Origin of the sequence: Desulfoscipio gibsoniae DSM 7213, assembly GCF_000233715.2 — a bacterium.
GTDB lineage: Bacteria > Bacillota > Desulfotomaculia > Desulfotomaculales > Desulfallaceae > Sporotomaculum > Sporotomaculum gibsoniae.
In genome coordinates this window covers 4762422-4780134 of sequence record NC_021184.1, presented here as the reverse complement: position 1 = coordinate 4780134, position 17713 = coordinate 4762422, and the positions used below count along the sequence as shown (strand labels likewise).

The window sequence follows — 17713 nt, the reverse complement described above, 5'->3', positions numbered from 1 at the left end:
ATTGTTAGGGAGGGCAGCAACCTTGGTTAAAAAGGATAATCAGCAATCTAATAATTTTGGCTCCTTTACAAATTTATCGAGGAAGAAAAAGCAACAAAAAATTATATTTGGTATTCTTGCTGTTGTGCTGGGAGTGGGTTTGGTCGGCTCCTCCATGTTTTGGGCTTTTGGTGATAACAATATACCGTCCAAGTCTAAAGTGGCCGATGTGCAACAAGGTGATACCATTGATCAAAAAATAGCTGATCTAGAGGCACAATTAAAGGAAGACCAGCAAAACACAGCATTGATGGGCCAGCTGGCCGGGCTGTACAGGGATAGCGGCAATGCTCAGAAAGCGGTGGAAACCTATGTCAAGGCACTTAAAATTAAGCCCGACGACGTAGATATGCATAAAGAACTGAGCGTAACGTATTTTCTAATCGGCGATTATGATAATGCCGAGGATCAGGTGCAGCAAGCGCTAAAATTAAAGCCGGACGATGCCTACGCGCATTATTATGCAGGCCAGTTTTATGCTTTTCGCAGTGATGAAGGCCGCGATGTGGCTAAAGGTATAAAAGAATTAGAGGAATTTGTACGTCTACGCAAAGAAGGACCTGATGTGGAAAAGGCCAAGCAGTATATTAAGGAATTGCAGGATGGCCAAACAAGCTAAACAGGGCCAGGGCAACCTGGCCCTTTCTGTTATAATTTACCGTGGGCATTGCAGTCAACTAATTATATAATAAAACCATCAATTGATTATAAGGGGAATAATGCATGACCGTGAAGCAGCTTGACAATTTACAGGTACCCCAGACCCCTGTTTGCCATACAGCAAAGCTGCTGTCTCTTATTTTAGCGGTGCTGTTCATGGTCAGTACACTTATATTGATCAGGGTACCGGAAAGTGTTAAGGGATATATGTATGGTGTTTTCCGGGAAATTGCCCGGGCCCAAATGCTATTGCGTACCCACGGGTGGCAGCATGTTGAGGACGAGTATTTAATTATCCGTTACATAGGCGACCATGAAGGATCGGAACTGGTACAGGAAACCACCCAACTAGTTTTCCAGCGCATTTGCGACGATTTTAATTTTTCACCGAAACAAAAAGTGCCCATCGTAGTTTATAATTCACGGGAAGAATTAAATGCCAGTTTCGGTTGGCCGGCCAGTGAAAATGCCATGGGTGTATATTGGGGTGGTGTAATTAGGGTACTGGCACCGCAGGCCTGGATAAATGAAAGTGACCCTGCAGCTGTGCGGCATGTTTTCCAGCAGGCCGGTCCCATGGCTCATGAAATGACTCACCTGGTTTTGGATTACGTGGCCCGGGGCAATTACCCTCGCTGGTTTACAGAAGGCTTGGCCCAATATGAAGAATATAAAATTACTGGGTTTATGTTTGAACAACAGACAGGAATTTGGGATCAGGGATTGTATCCACTAAAGGTAATGGACCGTAACTTTGACTCTTTACCAAATCAATCCCTTGCTTACAGGCAGTCGCTATCAGCGGTGGAATACATTGTAGCGGTCTATGGTGAGGACGGGCTGCATAGAATTATTAAAAATTTGTCAAAGGGTCTAAACTTTCATGACTCGATGATACAGGCCCTGGGAACGGCTCCGGAACAGTTTGAAAGTCAGTGGCATGTCTGGTTGTCCAGGGAGCTGCACCAGCCTTTGTATATTAAGCGGGAGGATCAAGCTTAAAATGGACAAACTAATTATTAACGGGGGGCGGCCGCTGCAGGGAAAGGTGCGTATCAGCGGCGCTAAAAATGCGTCTTTGGCAATTTTATGCGCTACTATTATGGCCGGCGATGAAGTAGTGCTGGAGAACATTCCTGATATTAGCGATGTCAGAGTAGTGATAGAGATTATTAAACATATCGGCTCTGAGGTGACCTGGCTAAGCAGCTCATCGCTCAGGATTATGGCACCTGCTGTTATATCGGCGGATCCACCATGCGATCTGGTCAAAAAGCTTCGTGCATCAAATTTACTGTTGGGACCAATGCTGGCCAGGTTTGGCTATGCCAGGGTCTCTCTACCCGGAGGCTGCAATATCGGCGTCAGGCCTATGGATCTTCATTTTAAGGGACTGGCTGGTATGGGTGCACAAATTAACCTTGACGGTGGGTTTGCCGTGGGCAAATGCACCAACCGGTTGAAGGGTGCCCGTATTTATCTGGACTTTCCCAGTGTAGGCGCCACCGAAAATATTATGATGGCCGCCTGCCTTGCCGAGGGACAAACTGTGCTGGAAAATGTAGCTAAAGAACCGGAAATAGTTGACCTGGCAAACTTCCTTAACTGCCTGGGCGCTAAAGTGCGGGGTGCCGGTACCGATGTTATTAAAGTTGAAGGGGTATCCGAACTCGGTGGGTGTGTGCGTTATGCCGTTATCCCGGATCGTATTGAGTCAGGCACTTTTATGGTGGCAGCAGCGGCCACCAGGGGGCATTTAGTGCTTGAGCATGTCATCCCTTTACACGTGGAACCTATTTGTGCCAAACTGCGGGAAGCCGGTGTCCAAGTCTATGAGGACGACGATAGGCTTACCGTTAATGCAACCGGAGAATTGCACCCTGTAGATATAAAAACGATGCCTTATCCAGGTTTTCCTACCGATATGCAGTCGCAAATGATGGCCCTTTTATCCACGATAAAAGGTACCAGTATTATCATAGAGAATATTTTTGAGAACCGGTTTCAGATTGCCGATGAGTTGAAAAGAATGGGGGCCCATATCAAAGTTGAAGGACGTATGGCTGTGGTGGAGGGAGTACCCTGTTTATGCGGCACCAATATAAAAGCCACTGATTTGCGTGCCGGAGCAGCCCTGGTAATTGCCGCTCTGATGGCCCAGGGGCAAACCGAGATATATAACACCCATTTTATCGACCGGGGTTATCACCTGTTGGAGGAAAAACTCACCAAACTAGGCGTAGAGATCAAAAGGGGTCAGGCTTAAACTTTGTATAACTTGTTTGCAAAAGGCGTCAATTTGCGCCTTTTTTGCTGTTTATTGAACTAAAAACAAAGCAGTTTGTAAAACAATAACCGGCTAATTGTATACGTGACTGTTCGTCTGTTACTTTGGCTATAATAAAAGGATTTTCGGAACTGCTGTGAAGCCTCTCCCGCCTGTAGATGCGGGAGGTGAATGGGTGAGTTATGATAGAAAAATAATGGCTGTTGGTGTACATAATTAAAATGAAAGGATGATAGTGTCAAGTATGAAAAAAGTTCTTATAATGCCCTGCCTTGATATCAAGGAAGGCAGAGTGGTAAAGGGAATTCAATTTGTCAATTTGCGGGATGCCGGTGATCCCGTGGAATGTGCCCGTACATATTGTGAAAACGGTGCTGACGAGTTGGCTTTTTTAGATATTACCGCTACATTGGAAAAAAGAAAAACCACCTTGGATGTAGTGCGCCGGGTGGCCGAGGTAACAACCATCCCATTTACAGTAGGCGGTGGTATTGCTTCCCTGGCTGATGCTGAAGCTGTTTTAGCGGCCGGGGCGGACCGTGTGTCCATCAGCAGCGCGGCTTATCGTCAACCCGACTTATTGGACCAGGCTGCAGCGAGATTCGGTTCTGAAAAAGTGGTGGTAGCTATTGACGCAGATAGAAATCCAGCTTTGCCTTCCGGCTATGAGGTTTACATAGACGGGGGTAAAACCGCCACCGGAACAGACGCCGTGGAATGGGCCAGGCAGGCCGAAGCCAGGGGGGCGGGAATAATTCTTCCCACCAGCAAAGCCTGTGACGGTGCTAAAAGTGGCTATGACATACCTTTGATTAAGGGCATTAAAGAGGTAGTACAAGTACCTGTTATCGCCTCCGGCGGGGCTGGTAAGATGGAGCACTTCCTGGCAGCGGCTCAAGAAGGACAGGCTGATATACTGCTGGCCGCATCTGTTTTCCATTTTGGTGAGATTTTAATTGGGGAGTTAAAACAATATCTACGGGATAATGGCGTTGTCACCGCCTAAACCCTCATTCCGGCGGGGTACAATTATTTATGAAGATAGGGTTGCATAAAGCTGATATGTTGATAAACTTAGTAATTTCCGGTTAAATATAAGAAGGCGGGCCAAAGATGCGGATTACTGTAGCTGCGGTGGGTAAATTAAAGGAAAAATACTGGCGTGAAGCAATTGCCGAATATAGTAAGCGGCTTAGTGCCTACTGCCGCCTGGAAATAGGTGAGGTGACCGACGAAGGCTATACTGAGGGTTTGCCGGTCGCTGAAGAGGAAAAAATTAAACAGCGGGAATGGCAAAAGATCGCCCGGCACCTCAGAGCAGATACCTATCTGGTAGCCCTGGACGTGCAAGGTGAACAGGTATCCTCGGAGGAACTATCCGCCCGCCTGGATAAGCTGGCCCTGGACGGGCACAGTGACATTACCTTTTTGATTGGCGGCAGCCTGGGTTTGCCGGCCCAGGCCCTCAAACAAGCCCACTGGCGGCTGTCCTTTTCCCGCATGACCTTCCCGCACCAGCTCATGCGGGTGGTGTTGCTGGAACAAATTTACCGCGCTTTTAAAATATCCCGCGGTGAACCGTACCATAAGTAACGGCGGTTTTTATGTGCTATCCAAATTAGATAATTAAGACTATAATAAAAGAAAAAACTATATGAATTATTATCTGATGGAAATTAAGTTGTTAAAAAAGGTGGTTCCAATGATAGTTGTTTCTTTCTTTAACAACAAAGGTGGAGTAGGAAAGACAACTTTATCAATAAACATTGCATCATTTATAGCTTTTAAGTACCAAAAAAAAGTGCTTTTTATTGATGCAGATCCTCAATCAAATTCAACTCAAAATATTTTAAACGACGATTATCGTGATGATGTTTATAAAAAAGATTCAGATAAAACTACTTTACTTTCATACTTGCAACCATTATTAATGGGTGAACCTGAGATTAATAAAAACAACCGACCACTACTTAAAGAAACAAATAGGTTTAACTTTGAACTGATTCCGGGTCACCCCCGGGTTTCACTGATTGAGGATATTTTGAGTGAAGCATGGACAAATTGTAACGGTGGCAAAATTGGGGGTTTCAGAATAACCAATTGGCTAACATCACTAAAAAGTATTTTTGATAAAGAATATGACTTATTATTTATTGATTTAGGACCCTCCCTAGGAGCCTTAAACAGAAGTATTTTGTTGAATTCCGATTATTTTATATCACCTATGGGTTGTGATATCTTTAGTCTGATGGGAATTGAAAATATTGCTACGTGGATTTACTCGTGGCAAGCATCATATGTAAGGTCCGTAAAGTTTCTTGAAGAAAGTTACCCAAAAGAAAAAGATATGTACCCTATAACACTTGACATAAGTAACAAATTTAGATTTTTGGGTTTTTCTGTGCAACAGTATATCACAAAAGTTATAGGCGGAGAGCGCCGGGGGATCAGGGCATATGAGGAAATAATGGTTGAAATACCGAGTATAATCAATCGTAATTTAAGTTGGCTTTTCCCAAAAGGCTTACAAATTGATGACTTAGTGCTTGGAAATATACCTCATCTTTACAGTTTAGTTCCACTAGCTCAATCAAATCACTGCCCAATACATGATTTAAAAACACCTGATGGAATTGTTGGGAATCATTTTAAAATGGTTAGGCAATATTCTGAACTGATGGAAGATATGTGTATCAAATTACTCCGCAATATGGGTGAGTTATATGAGTAGAATTAACTGGCCTCCGTCACTCATTGAAGACATAGCTAGGAGTAGGTGTATATTCTTCCTAGGTGCAGGGGTTTCTGCAGGCGCTAAAACTTTAGATCCAGTACCCAAGAGGCCTAAAACGTGGGATAATTTCTTAACCTCAATAAATGATTCTTTTATAACTGATCCATCAGATAAGGGGTTTATTGCCAGGCTAATTGAAGAAAAAAGATTCTTGTTGGCATTACAATGTATTAATAATCTAATTGATAGTGGAACATATCAGCATATAATTGCGGAGGAATTTTCAAACCCTGATTATCAGCCTAGTCAAGTGCATGAGTTAATAAGCGAAATCGATCCCAAAATTATAATTACAACAAACTTTGATAAAATATATGAAAAGGCTGTTCCTGTGCAAGCAATTACAAAAGTAATATATGATAATCCTAGTAACTTTTCTGATGCCATAAAATCTAATAAAAGGGTTTTAGTATATGCACACGGTTATATTGATAATATAGGAACTATTGTGTTTACCAAAGGACAGTATTTTCGCGCCAAAAGGGATTATCCTGAATTTTATAGCATATTGCAAGCACTTTTTATGACAAATACTATTTTATTTATTGGTTACGGATTAAATGATCCTGATATCAACTTATTACTAGAGAATGTTTACATCAGGACAAGTTCAACAAAATCTCATTATAATGTAACCCTTGAGGGAGTTCATCCTTCAATTGAAAAAGATTGGAAGTCTAGTTATAATATTGATACACTTGAATACGGACCAACTCACGATGATTTAACTCAAGAACTCGAAGTGCTAAAAGCATCGGTAGAAACCTATAAAAGTGCACATGGAATAGGGAAGATATAGGGCATAAAATATGCCCTATTTTATGCTTCTTTCATCTGTTACTTTTTTGGGGAACCTGTATCGAATATTAGTAATATTCGCTTGTTTAGGGATGGTTTCAAACATTAATCAACTCCATATTCGTCCATATAAAGAAGACCAGGCTTTGTTCAAGCCTGGTAGCTGGAATGTTATTATTTTATACACAAATTGACAAATTGCCATTCTTTATGAAAAATAACGATAAAAAAAGTTATTTTGTTTTATATTCTTTTAAATGTGTGAATTCCACAAGAGAGTCGAGCGTTTTAAGTGTAAAAACCTTACCTTTTGTAGCAAACAATAACTTTTTCATATCCTCACGACGGACACCGAACCCGCGCCCGCCAATACAAGCAATAACTTCAAATTTGGGCATGCTTTTTGTATCTCCCGTTAAACTAATAGAAGCCAGGTGCTGTATACGTGTTACTTTATCACGAGCGGTACCGTCATCTTCAGTAATTTTAGCCTCGATGACAACCTGGGGATTAAACTCACTGGGAATTATAAAATCCGGCGCCTGGTCAAATCCTGCAATACGTTCAGCCCTCTTTGTTTTCCTGTAACTAACTCCCGCATTGGCCAGTATTTCTTCAATAGCAGACTCAAGACTATCACCAATTAATTCGGAAACTGAGTCCCTGTGACCGGCAAAGGGTCGTCCCAAGAATCGCTCATATAAAAGCATGGCATAAGGTACTCCTATACCTGACATCGCTCTTATAGCAGATGGACCAGCACTTGTGTCTGCCTTATCCAAGCGATGAATTTTATCGGCGCCCACTTCAGGAACCGGTGAGTTGAGTAACTGGCAAGCTGTTTCTATCAGCGCTTCCACTCGTTCCTTTGTAATGAGGCTACTGCTTAATGGCGTTAAAGGTGACATGCGAATATTGCGGTCCAAGGTTCGAACGAACCCCTGATTCACTTCAATACCTGTGCGTTGTGTAGTTACGTAAGCCCACTCCGGAGGAGTAAATCCAAGCATTGTCCTTAATACAATAATAATCATTGGGTTTTGAAAAGCAGCTTTTATTATAGAAACCGGATCAATGTTTTGGAACCCGCTTGTTACCCGCTTTAAAGACTCATAACCCCTCTCAAATACGGCGTAGTCAATAAACCCATTGCCCTTAGGCAGTACCAGGAACTCTGATTCAAGGCAGGAGAAGACAGCGGAAATGTATACATCCGGATTGGCTTCAATTAAGGGGAAAGACACTTCAAAAGGATATTTCATCTTCTTTTCCTCCATAATGCTCTTGTTCTTCGCGAGCTATTGAACTTTGATAACGGGGAATGTTTGACAAAACATCTGATAGAAGTCTTTCAACAATAGGCCAACCGCCGAGTTTATCAATGGCCTGTGTAACTACCTTCATCTTCTCCGATGCTAACAAGCCTACATTCCAGTTTTTGCGCAAGTTCCAGACAGCTAAACGGACGAGATGTCCGTAAGCAATACAGCGTATATCACCATGCGTTAAATTGACGTTTCCTTTTCGGATACTATACAAATCTTCTTTAACCAGTCCAGCTATTTCTTCAGGCTTGGATACTATGGTACGCCGTGGGACTGAACCGGTTGAGCGACAGACAAAAACCGTATCAATTATTGATGAACCCGTCCCGTTAATATGGATGGAAGCTCCCATCTCCGCCGGACAAGGGATTGAGGCAGAGCAGGTTAGTCCAGCATCAAGGACTGCAACTGCCACAGGTAAATATGCTTCAATTTTATTATGATGATAGGTGAAGGCTAAAGGCGCACCCTCTTTTAATGCATGCGCCATTTTCACAAAGGCAGCAGCCAGTCCTTCAGTGAAATGTGAAAGTCCTCTCTCCATCGTAATATTACCGGTTAGCTCATTCTCGTCCCTTGTGGAATGTTTATCAAAAACTCCACTTGCGTCGTCAATAGCCAAACGGCGCAGCCAAACATAGCAAAAATCCATCAATTCAGCATATTGCACATTGGCGAAATAAGGCGGATCGGTTATTACAGCATCAAGGGAGCCTGGAGGTAAGTCGGCGAAGGTTGAGCTGCAGCAATGAAGTGTAACATTTCTATCTTCCGGTGGAATGGAAGTGTTGCGGTGTTCTCCAATCCATTCGCCCCTAATCTCCACTTGTACTTTTTTTCCGCCTTGATGCCGAATTTCGAAGGGTTTATCACAGTAGGCTTTAGCGCGATCATACTTGAGAATAATATTAGACCAACCGCCACTTCCAATATTTGAGTATTTTCCACCATTTGAGATACCCAGTAGATTGGACTCACACTGCATTAGTCCGACTGGAAAGCCGTGTATTGAAAATATGTCCAGTGATTTTAGTGCCATCGTATCATAACGACAAAGCATATTCTGGTAACGAAGCAAATCAGAAAGGTTTGTTGCTAATGCATTTCGAATCTTTTCGTCTTTAAACCCAGCAATTGTCCGGCAGCTTAATTCCAATCCCAATAGCTGTCGATCATTAAACATCTCGCGGTATCGCAGGTACCCCCATCTATGAAGTCGGTCAGTTTCATCACCAGGTGGGATTTCATCATCAGGTACAAAACTTGGCAATAATCGTCTCCAAGCTTCAGAAGCTATCTCATATTTCTCCAGATCTTCCCGGTCCGGTTTTTTGAAGAACCTGCCCTTATGGTTGGGCTTACATGAAGGACAGTGATACTCTATTGCTATCATGCGGTGTTGAGGGGCGCCATTTGAAGGCTTAGGGTAGGTATTTATTTCCCCACAGTGAGGACACTCAGAATGGTTGCGAGTGTCTGGCCCGCTAATTTTTAATACCTCACCGCAAGCGTGACAACAACTAAGTTTCTTTCTATCCTCCACCTCATTCAATTCGCCGCAAGCAGAACAAATGATTACATTTTTCGGATGGCGCTGGTTTCCAGCAAGCAAATACCCGGGAAATAAATCATAAGTCATCCCACACTCATCACATTTTAGTGTTTTTACCCAGATGAAATACTTGACGTGGGCATTTGGAGAACCGCACTCTGTGCAAATAGTCCTATAAAAGGAGCCAACTTCCTTCTCCAGGCGTTCTTGAAGAGCAACTGCCGCCTTACGATATGCCTCCAAGTCGAGATGCGCAATCTCCTGGCGAACGATCCAATACGCCATTGGATTAATATCGTAGCCAGTAATGTCGCACCCAAGACGATTGGCTTCAATAAGCGGTGACCCCCCACCCATAAATGGGTCAGCTATTTTAAGCTTATTTAGGTTATGTGCCTTATAGAAATTATCCTTTAAATTACCATTAGCAAACTCAGACAACAAAAGCCCCCTGAATAAAGTACCGGGACGTCTGGCAAACCATTTATGTACAGCTATGATTGGACGGTAGTTTTGTTGAATCCGCTTTTCATGAAGGGCTAAATCAGAAATAAATGGAATATCAAAGTCTTTTTCAATCATTACTTTTCCTCCGAAAAAGCCTGTTTACTAAACCTTGTGTTATTCGCTTATTTACACCAGCTTTCCTGCATAAAATTAGCTGGCATTTACAAATAGCTTAATTTTATAAAACCACATTGCTCTCATTTATAACCGTTCTAGCATAATTTAAAAATGGATATAAATTCATGTCGTATTCTCCTGAAAACCATATTCTTCGTTCGACGAACCCAGCTTGCCCTATCAGTATTACTTGCCAACTCTATTTCGGTAATGGAAAAACCTGTTCAAGAGAATGTGCACATACTCTTTGTCTAAAAGCAAATCGAAACTAAGAAATTTTTCTCAATGTATGATATCCATTTCGAATGTAAAGTGGTAATGATTGAAGTGATTCTGGAATAATATCAGAGCCTTCACCATAGACTGCAAATTCGTTATTAGCTAGAAAATACCCTGCATCAATAGCTAGTTAATCAACTATTTTACGCAAAAACCCAGACACAGCGGGGATTGGATGATCTCCTTTACTTGTTTTATTGTTAATTTGAACTGCAGACTGACCAAAATAATTCGTTTTACTACAACATGAGAGGCCTTGTCCTGGATAATCTGGGCAAACTGTATGTAGAGCTGTCGCGGCGGGGAGGCAGCAGAGAGCTACCAACTGGCGATAAAGACCTTCGACGAGGTGCTGCGGCTAGCTCCTTGCTATTGGTAGGCGATAGCAGCTTACGACAAAGCACTGCGGCTGGCGCCCGATTATGTCCAAATCCACAACGACAGGAGATTGTTTTAAAGAAGCTAGTAAAATTAGCTGTTAGGTAGTATACGGTGAACCGTACCATAAGTAACGGCGAAAAAGCTACCTAGAAGTTCATAAGACTTTAGGCAGCTTTTTTTAATATTTTCGTAGTATCTGTCATGTAACCTGTTGATAAATAATTTGCAAAGACTTGTTAGTAATTTAATGCCCCCACCCTACTTACATAGCCCTTTATTATTAACTTCAGAATACGTTTACTGATTCACTCACTCAATTTCCTTGAAATCTCCTTTTTGTTCAGCACCTACTACAACCTTTTTAACTAATTTTGTTGCTTCTACGCCAAATCTTCATTTCCCCCGCCTGCTTAATTAATTCATCCCGAAAATCCGGATGCGCTATATTAATTAGCGCTTCGGCCCGTTCCCAGGTGGATTTGGCTTTTAGAATAGCTTTACCGTATTCAGTAACCATATATTCAACTGATGTTCTTGGATCAGTAACAATAGAGCCTGTAGTTAAAAGAGGTTTAATTCGAGAATACTTTTTACCATTTTCATCTTTATAGGTAGAGGTAAGGGCGATAAAACTCTTCCCCCCTCTGGAATCAAAGGCACCGGTTACAAAATCAAGCTGCCCGCCTGTACCACTAATCTGCCTGATACCTGATGTTTCTGCATTAACTTGACCAAATAAATCTACTTCTACAGCGTTATTAATAGACATTACTTTATCATTCTTGGCAATTATATTGGGATGATTAGTATAATCTACCGAGTAAGTAGCACACCTGGAATTATTATTAATAAAGTCATATAATTTCTGTGTACCCAAGGCAAAAGTATATACTATTTTATAAGGGTCGATATTTTTATTCCGCCCGGTTAACACACCTGCCTCATACATATCCACATATGCATCTACCAACATTTCTGTATGTGCACCCAAGTCTTTCAAGTCTGATTCGGCCAGCATTTTACCAACTACATTGGGCATAGCACCGATACCCAACTGAATGCAAGCCCCATCCTCTATTTCTTCCATTACATACGAAGCTATTTTCCGGTCCTCTTCAGTAGCGGCAGGCGAGGGAATTTGCGGCATAGGAGGATTATCGCCTTCTACTATATAATTAACCTCAGAAATGTGAATAGCTTCATTATACCCACCCAGAGCCCGGGGCATATTTTCATTTACTTCCACAATAACAATCTTAGCCTTATCTACAATGGCCCGGGCATGAGATACCTGGATCCCAAAGTTAAAAAACCCGTGTTCATCCATCGGTGCTACCTGCAGCATAGCCACATCAACCGGGAGGTATATTTCATAATAAGCCGGTACTTCCCTATACAGAACAGGTATAAACCAGCATACACCATGGTCCTGCAGTTTTCGATCCAGAGCACCGAAATGCCAGTTATTATAAGTAAAGTGTTGTGCTTCCGGATCCACCTTGACAACCTCGGGCATTCCGTAAGTTGTACAGGTAGCACGTATCTTCACATCCCTTAACTCTTCTTTTCTTTGCGCCAAAGCTTTGTCCAAACTAATGGGTCTCCCATTAAATGAATTGTAATCTACCCAATCGCCGGACTTGATAACACTAACTGCTTCCCGGGATGAAACAAGTTTACTTTTATATATTTCGGTAAAGGATACCACTACTATTCCCACCTTTAGGAAAACAATTTAGTTGTGTCATGGCCGACAATATGCCAGCCATGATATTTAGTGTATAACTTTAACTATTTCAATACATTAGCTGCTATAACTACCCTTTGCACCTGGCTGGTACCTTCATAAATCTGCATTATCTTAGCGTCACGCATGTATTTTTCTACCGGATATTCTTTAATGTACCCATAACCGCCCAGAATCTGTACAGCATCCGTGGTAACTTTCATGGCCATATCACCGGCATAACCTTTAGCAAGTGAGGAAGCAGCGCTATAAGGCATACCGGCATCTCTTAACCAACAAGCTTTGTATATTAACAGGCGGGCTGCTTCAATTTCCATCGCCATTTCTGCCAGCATAAACTGGATACCCTGTAGAGCTGCTATTGGTTTTCCAAACGCTACTCTCTCCTTGGCATAGTTTGAAGCATATTCAAAAGCTGCTTGGGCCACACCTACGGCCAGGGCGGCAACCATGGGACGAGACATATCGAGTGCTTTCATGGCAATTTTAAAACCGTCGCCCTCTTTACCCAGCAGGTTTTCCTTCGGAATACGTACATCTTCAAAAATTACATCAGTGGTACTGGAAGAGCGAATACCCAGTTTATTTTCCTTCTTACCAACAGATACACCGGGGCGATCTTTTTCAACGATGAAAAAGCATAAACCCTTATGACCTTTACTCCGGTCCACCGAAGCACAAACAGTAAAGATATCAGCTACGCCACCGTTAGTTATAAAGCATTTGGAACCGTTAATTACATACTCGTCGCCTTCAAGTTTAGCTGTGGTTTTTAAAGCAGCAACATCGGACCCGGCACCGGGTTCGGTAAGACAAAAAGCAGCCAATTTTCCTTCATTGAGTACATTAAAGAAACGTTCTTTTTGCTTGTGATTTCCGGCAATCACTACCGGGTCAGCTGCCAACAGACAAGATGCTGCAACAGTTGTAGCTACACCGGCACAACCCCTGGACAGCTCTTCCATAACTACTGCCTGTCCAACTGTGTCCAAGCCGGGTCCGTCGTACTCTTCAGGAACCCCAACGGTTAAAAGCCCGGTTTCATGCAATTTGGGAATTAAGTCATAAGGAAACTGATTTTTTTCGTCATACTCTTGAGCTACCGGCATAATTTCCTGCTCCGCAAATTTACGGGCCATGCGTCTCATAGTTTCTTGTTCTTCAGTTAGTAAGAAATCCATTATTGTTCCCCCTTAAAAAATGTTATCATTAGAATAGATGCAATTTTTCAAATTTATATATCTCTGGTCCACAGTGAAGCCATAGCCGGTCCACCACCAACACATAAGGAAGCTCCACCCACAGTCAAATTTAATCTTTCTAATTCATAATACAGGGATACTATGATCCGAAGAGCGGTACATCCAACCGGATGGCCAAGACCGATTCCGGAACCGTTATGATTCACTTTATCCAAACTCAAATCCATATCAAAGTCCTCTTTAAGTATTCTACCTACTCCCAGCCACTGGGCAGCAAAGGCCTCGTTAATTTCCCAGTATTCCACATCCTCAAATTTCATGTTGGCCTGCTTAAGACATTTAGGAATAGCAACAGCCGGACCAAGTCCCATTACCTTGGGATCCACACCCTCACAACAGATATTGACCAGTTTCATTAAGGGCTTGATTCCCAATTCAGCTGCTTTATCCTTGGACATGATAACTACAGCGGCTGCTGCGTCATTAATACCGGAAGCATTGGCAGCAGTAACAACACCACCCTTTTTAAATGCAGGCGGCAGTTTGCTCATTGCTTCAAGATTGGCACCTCTTATAAAATGCTCATCAGTATCAAATATCTTAACACCTTTTTTGGATGTAATTTCTACCGGTACAATCTCCCGCATGAATATACCCTCATCAACTGCTTTTGTAACCCGTGTATGGCTTATAAGTGCCAGTTCATCGCATTCCTCACGGGTAATACCATACTTTTCCGCAATATTTTCAGCAGTTACTCCCATATGACCGGGAACCAGTTCATCAAACAATCCATCATGAATCATACTGTCTTCGATGGTTCCTGCATTCATTCTGTAACCCATACGAGCCTTGGGAATCAAATAGGGAGCATTTGTCATACTTTCAACACCCACTGCCAGGCCAATTTCAGTTTTACCCAACATAATATTATGACAAGCAACCTCCAGCGCCCGCATACCTGAAGCACAGTTCTGGTTAACAGTAACAGCACCGCTTCTGTGAGGAAGCCCGATTCTCATTCCAACCTGCCGTGCCGGTAAGGAACCCTGCATACCGGGAAAACACTGTCCCATACAAATTTCATCAACCATATCTGCAGAAATTCCGGCCCTTGCGATAGCTTCTTTACCGACAGCGATAGCCAGTTCTCTTGCAGATACATCTTTTAAACCACCTAAAAATTTTGCAATAGCGGTTCGACAAGCACTTACTATAACCACATCTTTAATTTCCATCAAAATACCCCCTTCTTATGCTAAACCACAATTAATTGCTTTCTTTACACTTCCTTGTCCAGAGCCACCTCATCAAGAAGCTTATACAGCTCGGTTACAAGCTCCAGATTTAAAGTATTCATCACCTTGGGCCTGTTCAGCTGAATTACGGCAATGTTTCCTTCTTTACTGTAAAGCAGATTTTTGTAATCCATTCATTCTTCACCTACCTTACTTCTTATAATTGTAAAATCCACGCCCGGTTTTCAGCCCCAAATGCCCGGCCCGAACCATCTGTTTTAAAAGTAGTGCGGGACGATATTTACTGTCGGCAAACTCCTTATGAAATACCTCGGCAACTGCCAATACAACATCTATACCGACCAAATCAGCCAGTGCTAACGGCCCCATAGGCATGCCTGCTCCCAATTTCATGGCAGTATCTATTTCCTCTTTGGTACCTATCCCTTCACCGAGGGCAATAACAGCCTCATTAATCATCGGAACCAAGATGCGGTTAACAATAAATCCAGGGGATTCCTTGGCGTTAACCGGCACTTTACCCATTTTTTTTGATAACTCGGTAACAACAGTTAACGTTTCCTGAGAGGTATCCAAACCTGGAATAACTTCTACCAACTTCATTACCTGGGCGGGATTGAAGAAGTGCATACCAACAATTTTATCCGCTCTTTTGGTTGCAGCCGCCATTTCAGTAATTGAAAGTGATGAAGTGTTACTGGCTAAAATTGTATGTACAGGGCATAATTCATCCAGTTTCTTATAAACATCTTTTTTAATGTCCATATTCTCAATAATAGCCTCAATTACTAAATCCACTTCTTTACAATCATCATAAGTAATACTGCCCTTCATACGAGCTAATACTTGCTCTTTATCTTCAGCCGTCATTTTACCCTTATCAACGGCTTTCTGGAGAGCCTTACCAATTCCGGTTATAGCCCGGTCCACTAAACTCTTTTCTACATCAATAAGAACAATTTCATACCCTGATTGAGCTGCTACTTGTGCAATACCGGAACCCATAGTCCCACTACCAAGAACTGCTATTTTTGCAATATTCATATATACTTCCTCCTCTAATAACTATAGTTATCAATTGAGCACAAACCATGCCACAAAAACAGGTTGTTGTAAAATAATGAGATATTTAAAGTATCAGAAAGTATTAAGAATATAATTAAAATTTTATATAACTTAGAAATATTGCATTATTATAAAAATAATCTCATTTTTGCAACCCATAATATGACAAATTGCAGAATCTCTAAACTAAATAACCTTTCTCTTTTTGCATCAATATTCGCAATTTGCGATACCTGAGATTAAATAAAAAAATCACTCCAATTGGAGTGATTTTTTATTTAATATTGTATTTTTTTATTTTTCTATAAAGAACCGATGGATGTAAATCCAGTATGCGAGCTGCTTTTCTCCGGTTACCATTTACCTGTTTTAAAACACTGGTAATCATGTTTATTTCTGTCTGACTCACAGCTTCAGTCAATGTCTTTGGCTCATAAAGTGCGGGACTGACGTCAACTATTTTTAACAACATAGGAAATTGTTCAGGCGTAATTAACTTTTCATTTGCGAAAACAAAAACTCTTTCCAGACTGTTTTCCAACTCCCTCACATTTCCCGGCCAATGATACTTCATAAGAAGTTGAACAGCATCTTCTGTAAAACCATGAACATTACAATTTAATTTTTTATTGAGTTTTTTTGTTAAATAACTTATCAGTAAAGGTATATCATCTAACCTTTCTCTTAGCGAGGGCATTTTAAAATTAATTACGTTTAAACGATAATAAAGGTCCTGTCGGAAAGTACCATCCTTAATCATTTTTTCCAAATCCCTATTAGTTGCAGCAATAACTCGAACATCAAGGTCTAACGAACCAATACTTCCAAGTCTCTCTAGCTCACGCTCTTGCAAAATAGTTAAAAGCTTGGATTGCATTGTTAACGGCATTTCACCTATTTCATCCAAGAAAATGGTGCTACCTTGAGCCAATTCAAATTTACCGGGTTTGCCTCCTTTTTTAGCTCCGGTGAAAGCACCTTCGTCGTAGCCGAAAAGCTCAGACTCTAATAAATTCTCCGGTACAGCCGCACAATTAACCCGAACAAAAGGTTTGTCAGCTCGGAAACTGGCATTATGAATAGCCTGAGCAACCAGTTCCTTACCTGTTCCACTTTCACCGGTAATAAGCACAGTCGATATTGAGGAAGCTATTTGACAAGCTAATTTTTTTATCTCCTTTATTTTTTCACTCTCTCCAATTATATTGTCAAAAGTGTACTTGGCCTTATGAAATTTTTTAAATTCCGCCTTATAGAATTCTAATTCTTTCTCTAACTGTCGGAGTTTTTTTGCCAATAACTTTCCCGAAGTCATATCAGCATAGAGGGATTTTCCGATTGCCCCAATAATTTCACCATCGTCATTAATTATTGGAATTCTTAAAACAATAAACTTTCTTCCGTTTACTTCCCAAAAGTCATATAGAATTGTTCTCCCCGACTCTATAACTTGTGGTAATTTCGTATGACTTGTAACATCTGCAATATGTTTTCCCATAGCATCTTCTATATTTAATCCCAACATCTCAAGATAGGTATTGTTTATTAATCTAATATATCCCTGCTTATCTACAACAACAATGCCTTCATAGGGGTTATCAATTAGCACATCCAAGACACCGTTGTTAAGCAATTTCTGTTTTAACATTTGAATATCTTTTTGTTCTGTCAAGTCGGGCACTCCTCAAAGTGTTAATTAAA

At 41.6% G+C, this 17713-nt stretch carries 15 protein-coding genes; 7 read left to right on the top strand and 8 right to left on the bottom strand.

Annotation, left to right across the window (positions count from 1 at the left end; translation table 11 throughout):
• Positions 1–22 precede the first annotated feature (22 nt).
• The 7 genes from DESGI_RS22275 (at position 23) to DESGI_RS22245 (ending at position 6579) form a co-directional block, all read left to right on the top strand.
• Positions 23–658: a tetratricopeptide repeat protein gene (locus DESGI_RS22275; RefSeq protein ID WP_006522245.1), complete on the top strand. Its 636-nt coding sequence runs from the start codon at positions 23–25 to the stop codon at positions 656–658.
• A gap of 104 nt (positions 659–762) precedes the next feature.
• The gene (locus DESGI_RS22270) at positions 763–1701 is read left to right on the top strand and encodes a peptidase MA family metallohydrolase (protein WP_006522246.1); all 939 of its coding nucleotides are present in this window, start codon (positions 763–765) and stop codon (positions 1699–1701) included.
• Position 1702: 1 nt separating this feature from the next.
• On the top strand, positions 1703–2965 hold the full coding sequence (gene murA / locus DESGI_RS22265) for a UDP-N-acetylglucosamine 1-carboxyvinyltransferase (RefSeq protein WP_006522247.1): 1263 nt from the start codon (positions 1703–1705) through the stop codon (positions 2963–2965).
• A gap of 265 nt (positions 2966–3230) precedes the next feature.
• Positions 3231–3992, top strand: a complete 762-nt coding sequence (gene hisF, locus DESGI_RS22260; RefSeq protein ID WP_006522248.1) for an imidazole glycerol phosphate synthase subunit HisF — start codon at positions 3231–3233, stop codon at positions 3990–3992.
• A gap of 107 nt (positions 3993–4099) precedes the next feature.
• The gene (rlmH, locus tag DESGI_RS22255) at positions 4100–4579 is read left to right on the top strand and encodes a 23S rRNA (pseudouridine(1915)-N(3))-methyltransferase RlmH (RefSeq protein WP_006522249.1); all 480 of its coding nucleotides are present in this window, start codon (positions 4100–4102) and stop codon (positions 4577–4579) included.
• Positions 4580–4688: 109 nt separating this feature from the next.
• Complete coding sequence (locus tag DESGI_RS22250) at positions 4689–5717, top strand: ParA family protein (protein ID WP_006522250.1); 1029 nt, start codon at positions 4689–4691, stop codon at positions 5715–5717.
• Complete coding sequence (locus DESGI_RS22245; protein WP_006522251.1) at positions 5710–6579, top strand: SIR2 family protein; 870 nt, start codon at positions 5710–5712, stop codon at positions 6577–6579. The genes DESGI_RS22250 and DESGI_RS22245 overlap by 8 nt, the downstream gene beginning before the upstream one ends.
• Before the next feature lie 232 nt (positions 6580–6811).
• Here DESGI_RS22245 and DESGI_RS23455 read toward each other — a convergent pair whose 3' ends face one another.
• From DESGI_RS23455 to DESGI_RS22210, 8 genes are all read right to left on the bottom strand, one after another.
• A complete protein-coding gene (locus DESGI_RS23455) occupies positions 6812–7840 on the bottom strand; it encodes a hypothetical protein (RefSeq protein ID WP_006522252.1) in 1029 nt (342 codons plus the stop codon).
• Positions 7824–10037 (bottom strand): DUF1156 domain-containing protein, encoded by a 2214-nt coding sequence (locus DESGI_RS22235; protein ID WP_006522253.1) that lies wholly within the window; start codon positions 10035–10037, stop codon positions 7824–7826. The genes DESGI_RS23455 and DESGI_RS22235 overlap by 17 nt, the downstream gene beginning before the upstream one ends.
• Before the next feature lie 1063 nt (positions 10038–11100).
• On the bottom strand, positions 11101–12447 hold the full coding sequence (locus DESGI_RS22230; RefSeq protein WP_006522254.1) for an acetyl-CoA hydrolase/transferase family protein: 1347 nt from the start codon (positions 12445–12447) through the stop codon (positions 11101–11103).
• Positions 12448–12530: 83 nt separating this feature from the next.
• Entirely contained in the window at positions 12531–13667 is a 1137-nt protein-coding gene (locus DESGI_RS22225; RefSeq protein ID WP_006522255.1) for an acyl-CoA dehydrogenase family protein, read from the bottom strand.
• 53 nt (positions 13668–13720) lie between these two features.
• Positions 13721–14926 carry a thiolase family protein gene (locus DESGI_RS22220; protein ID WP_006522256.1) on the bottom strand — a complete coding sequence of 402 codons (1206 nt, stop codon included), beginning with the start codon at positions 14924–14926 and terminating at the stop codon, positions 13721–13723.
• 44 nt (positions 14927–14970) lie between these two features.
• Entirely contained in the window at positions 14971–15120 is a 150-nt protein-coding gene (locus DESGI_RS24970) for an enoyl-CoA hydratase-related protein (protein WP_006522257.1), read from the bottom strand.
• A 16-nt stretch (positions 15121–15136) separates the two neighbouring features.
• A complete protein-coding gene (locus tag DESGI_RS22215; protein ID WP_006522258.1) occupies positions 15137–15991 on the bottom strand; it encodes a 3-hydroxyacyl-CoA dehydrogenase family protein in 855 nt (284 codons plus the stop codon).
• Positions 15992–16286: 295 nt separating this feature from the next.
• Positions 16287–17693, bottom strand: coding sequence for a sigma-54 interaction domain-containing protein (locus DESGI_RS22210; RefSeq protein WP_245561132.1), 1407 nt, complete (start codon positions 17691–17693; stop codon positions 16287–16289).
• Between the last annotated feature and the right edge of the window lie 20 nt (positions 17694–17713).

Coding starts and splice junctions, on each gene's coding strand:
- DESGI_RS22270 (WP_006522246.1), top strand. CDS start 763: ATGACCGTGAAGCAGCTTGACAATTTACAGGTACCCCAGACCCCTGTT.
- murA (WP_006522247.1), top strand. CDS start 1,703: ATGGACAAACTAATTATTAACGGGGGGCGGCCGCTGCAGGGAAAGGTG.
- hisF (WP_006522248.1), top strand. CDS start 3,231: ATGAAAAAAGTTCTTATAATGCCCTGCCTTGATATCAAGGAAGGCAGA.
- rlmH (WP_006522249.1), top strand. CDS start 4,100: ATGCGGATTACTGTAGCTGCGGTGGGTAAATTAAAGGAAAAATACTGG.
- DESGI_RS22250 (WP_006522250.1), top strand. CDS start 4,689: ATGATAGTTGTTTCTTTCTTTAACAACAAAGGTGGAGTAGGAAAGACA.
- DESGI_RS22245 (WP_006522251.1), top strand. CDS start 5,710: ATGAGTAGAATTAACTGGCCTCCGTCACTCATTGAAGACATAGCTAGG.
- DESGI_RS23455 (WP_006522252.1), bottom strand. CDS start 7,840: ATGAAATATCCTTTTGAAGTGTCTTTCCCCTTAATTGAAGCCAATCCG.
- DESGI_RS22235 (WP_006522253.1), bottom strand. CDS start 10,037: ATGATTGAAAAAGACTTTGATATTCCATTTATTTCTGATTTAGCCCTT.
- DESGI_RS22225 (WP_006522255.1), bottom strand. CDS start 13,667: ATGGATTTCTTACTAACTGAAGAACAAGAAACTATGAGACGCATGGCC.
- DESGI_RS22220 (WP_006522256.1), bottom strand. CDS start 14,926: ATGGAAATTAAAGATGTGGTTATAGTAAGTGCTTGTCGAACCGCTATT.
- DESGI_RS24970 (WP_006522257.1), bottom strand. CDS start 15,120: ATGGATTACAAAAATCTGCTTTACAGTAAAGAAGGAAACATTGCCGTA.
- DESGI_RS22215 (WP_006522258.1), bottom strand. CDS start 15,991: ATGAATATTGCAAAAATAGCAGTTCTTGGTAGTGGGACTATGGGTTCC.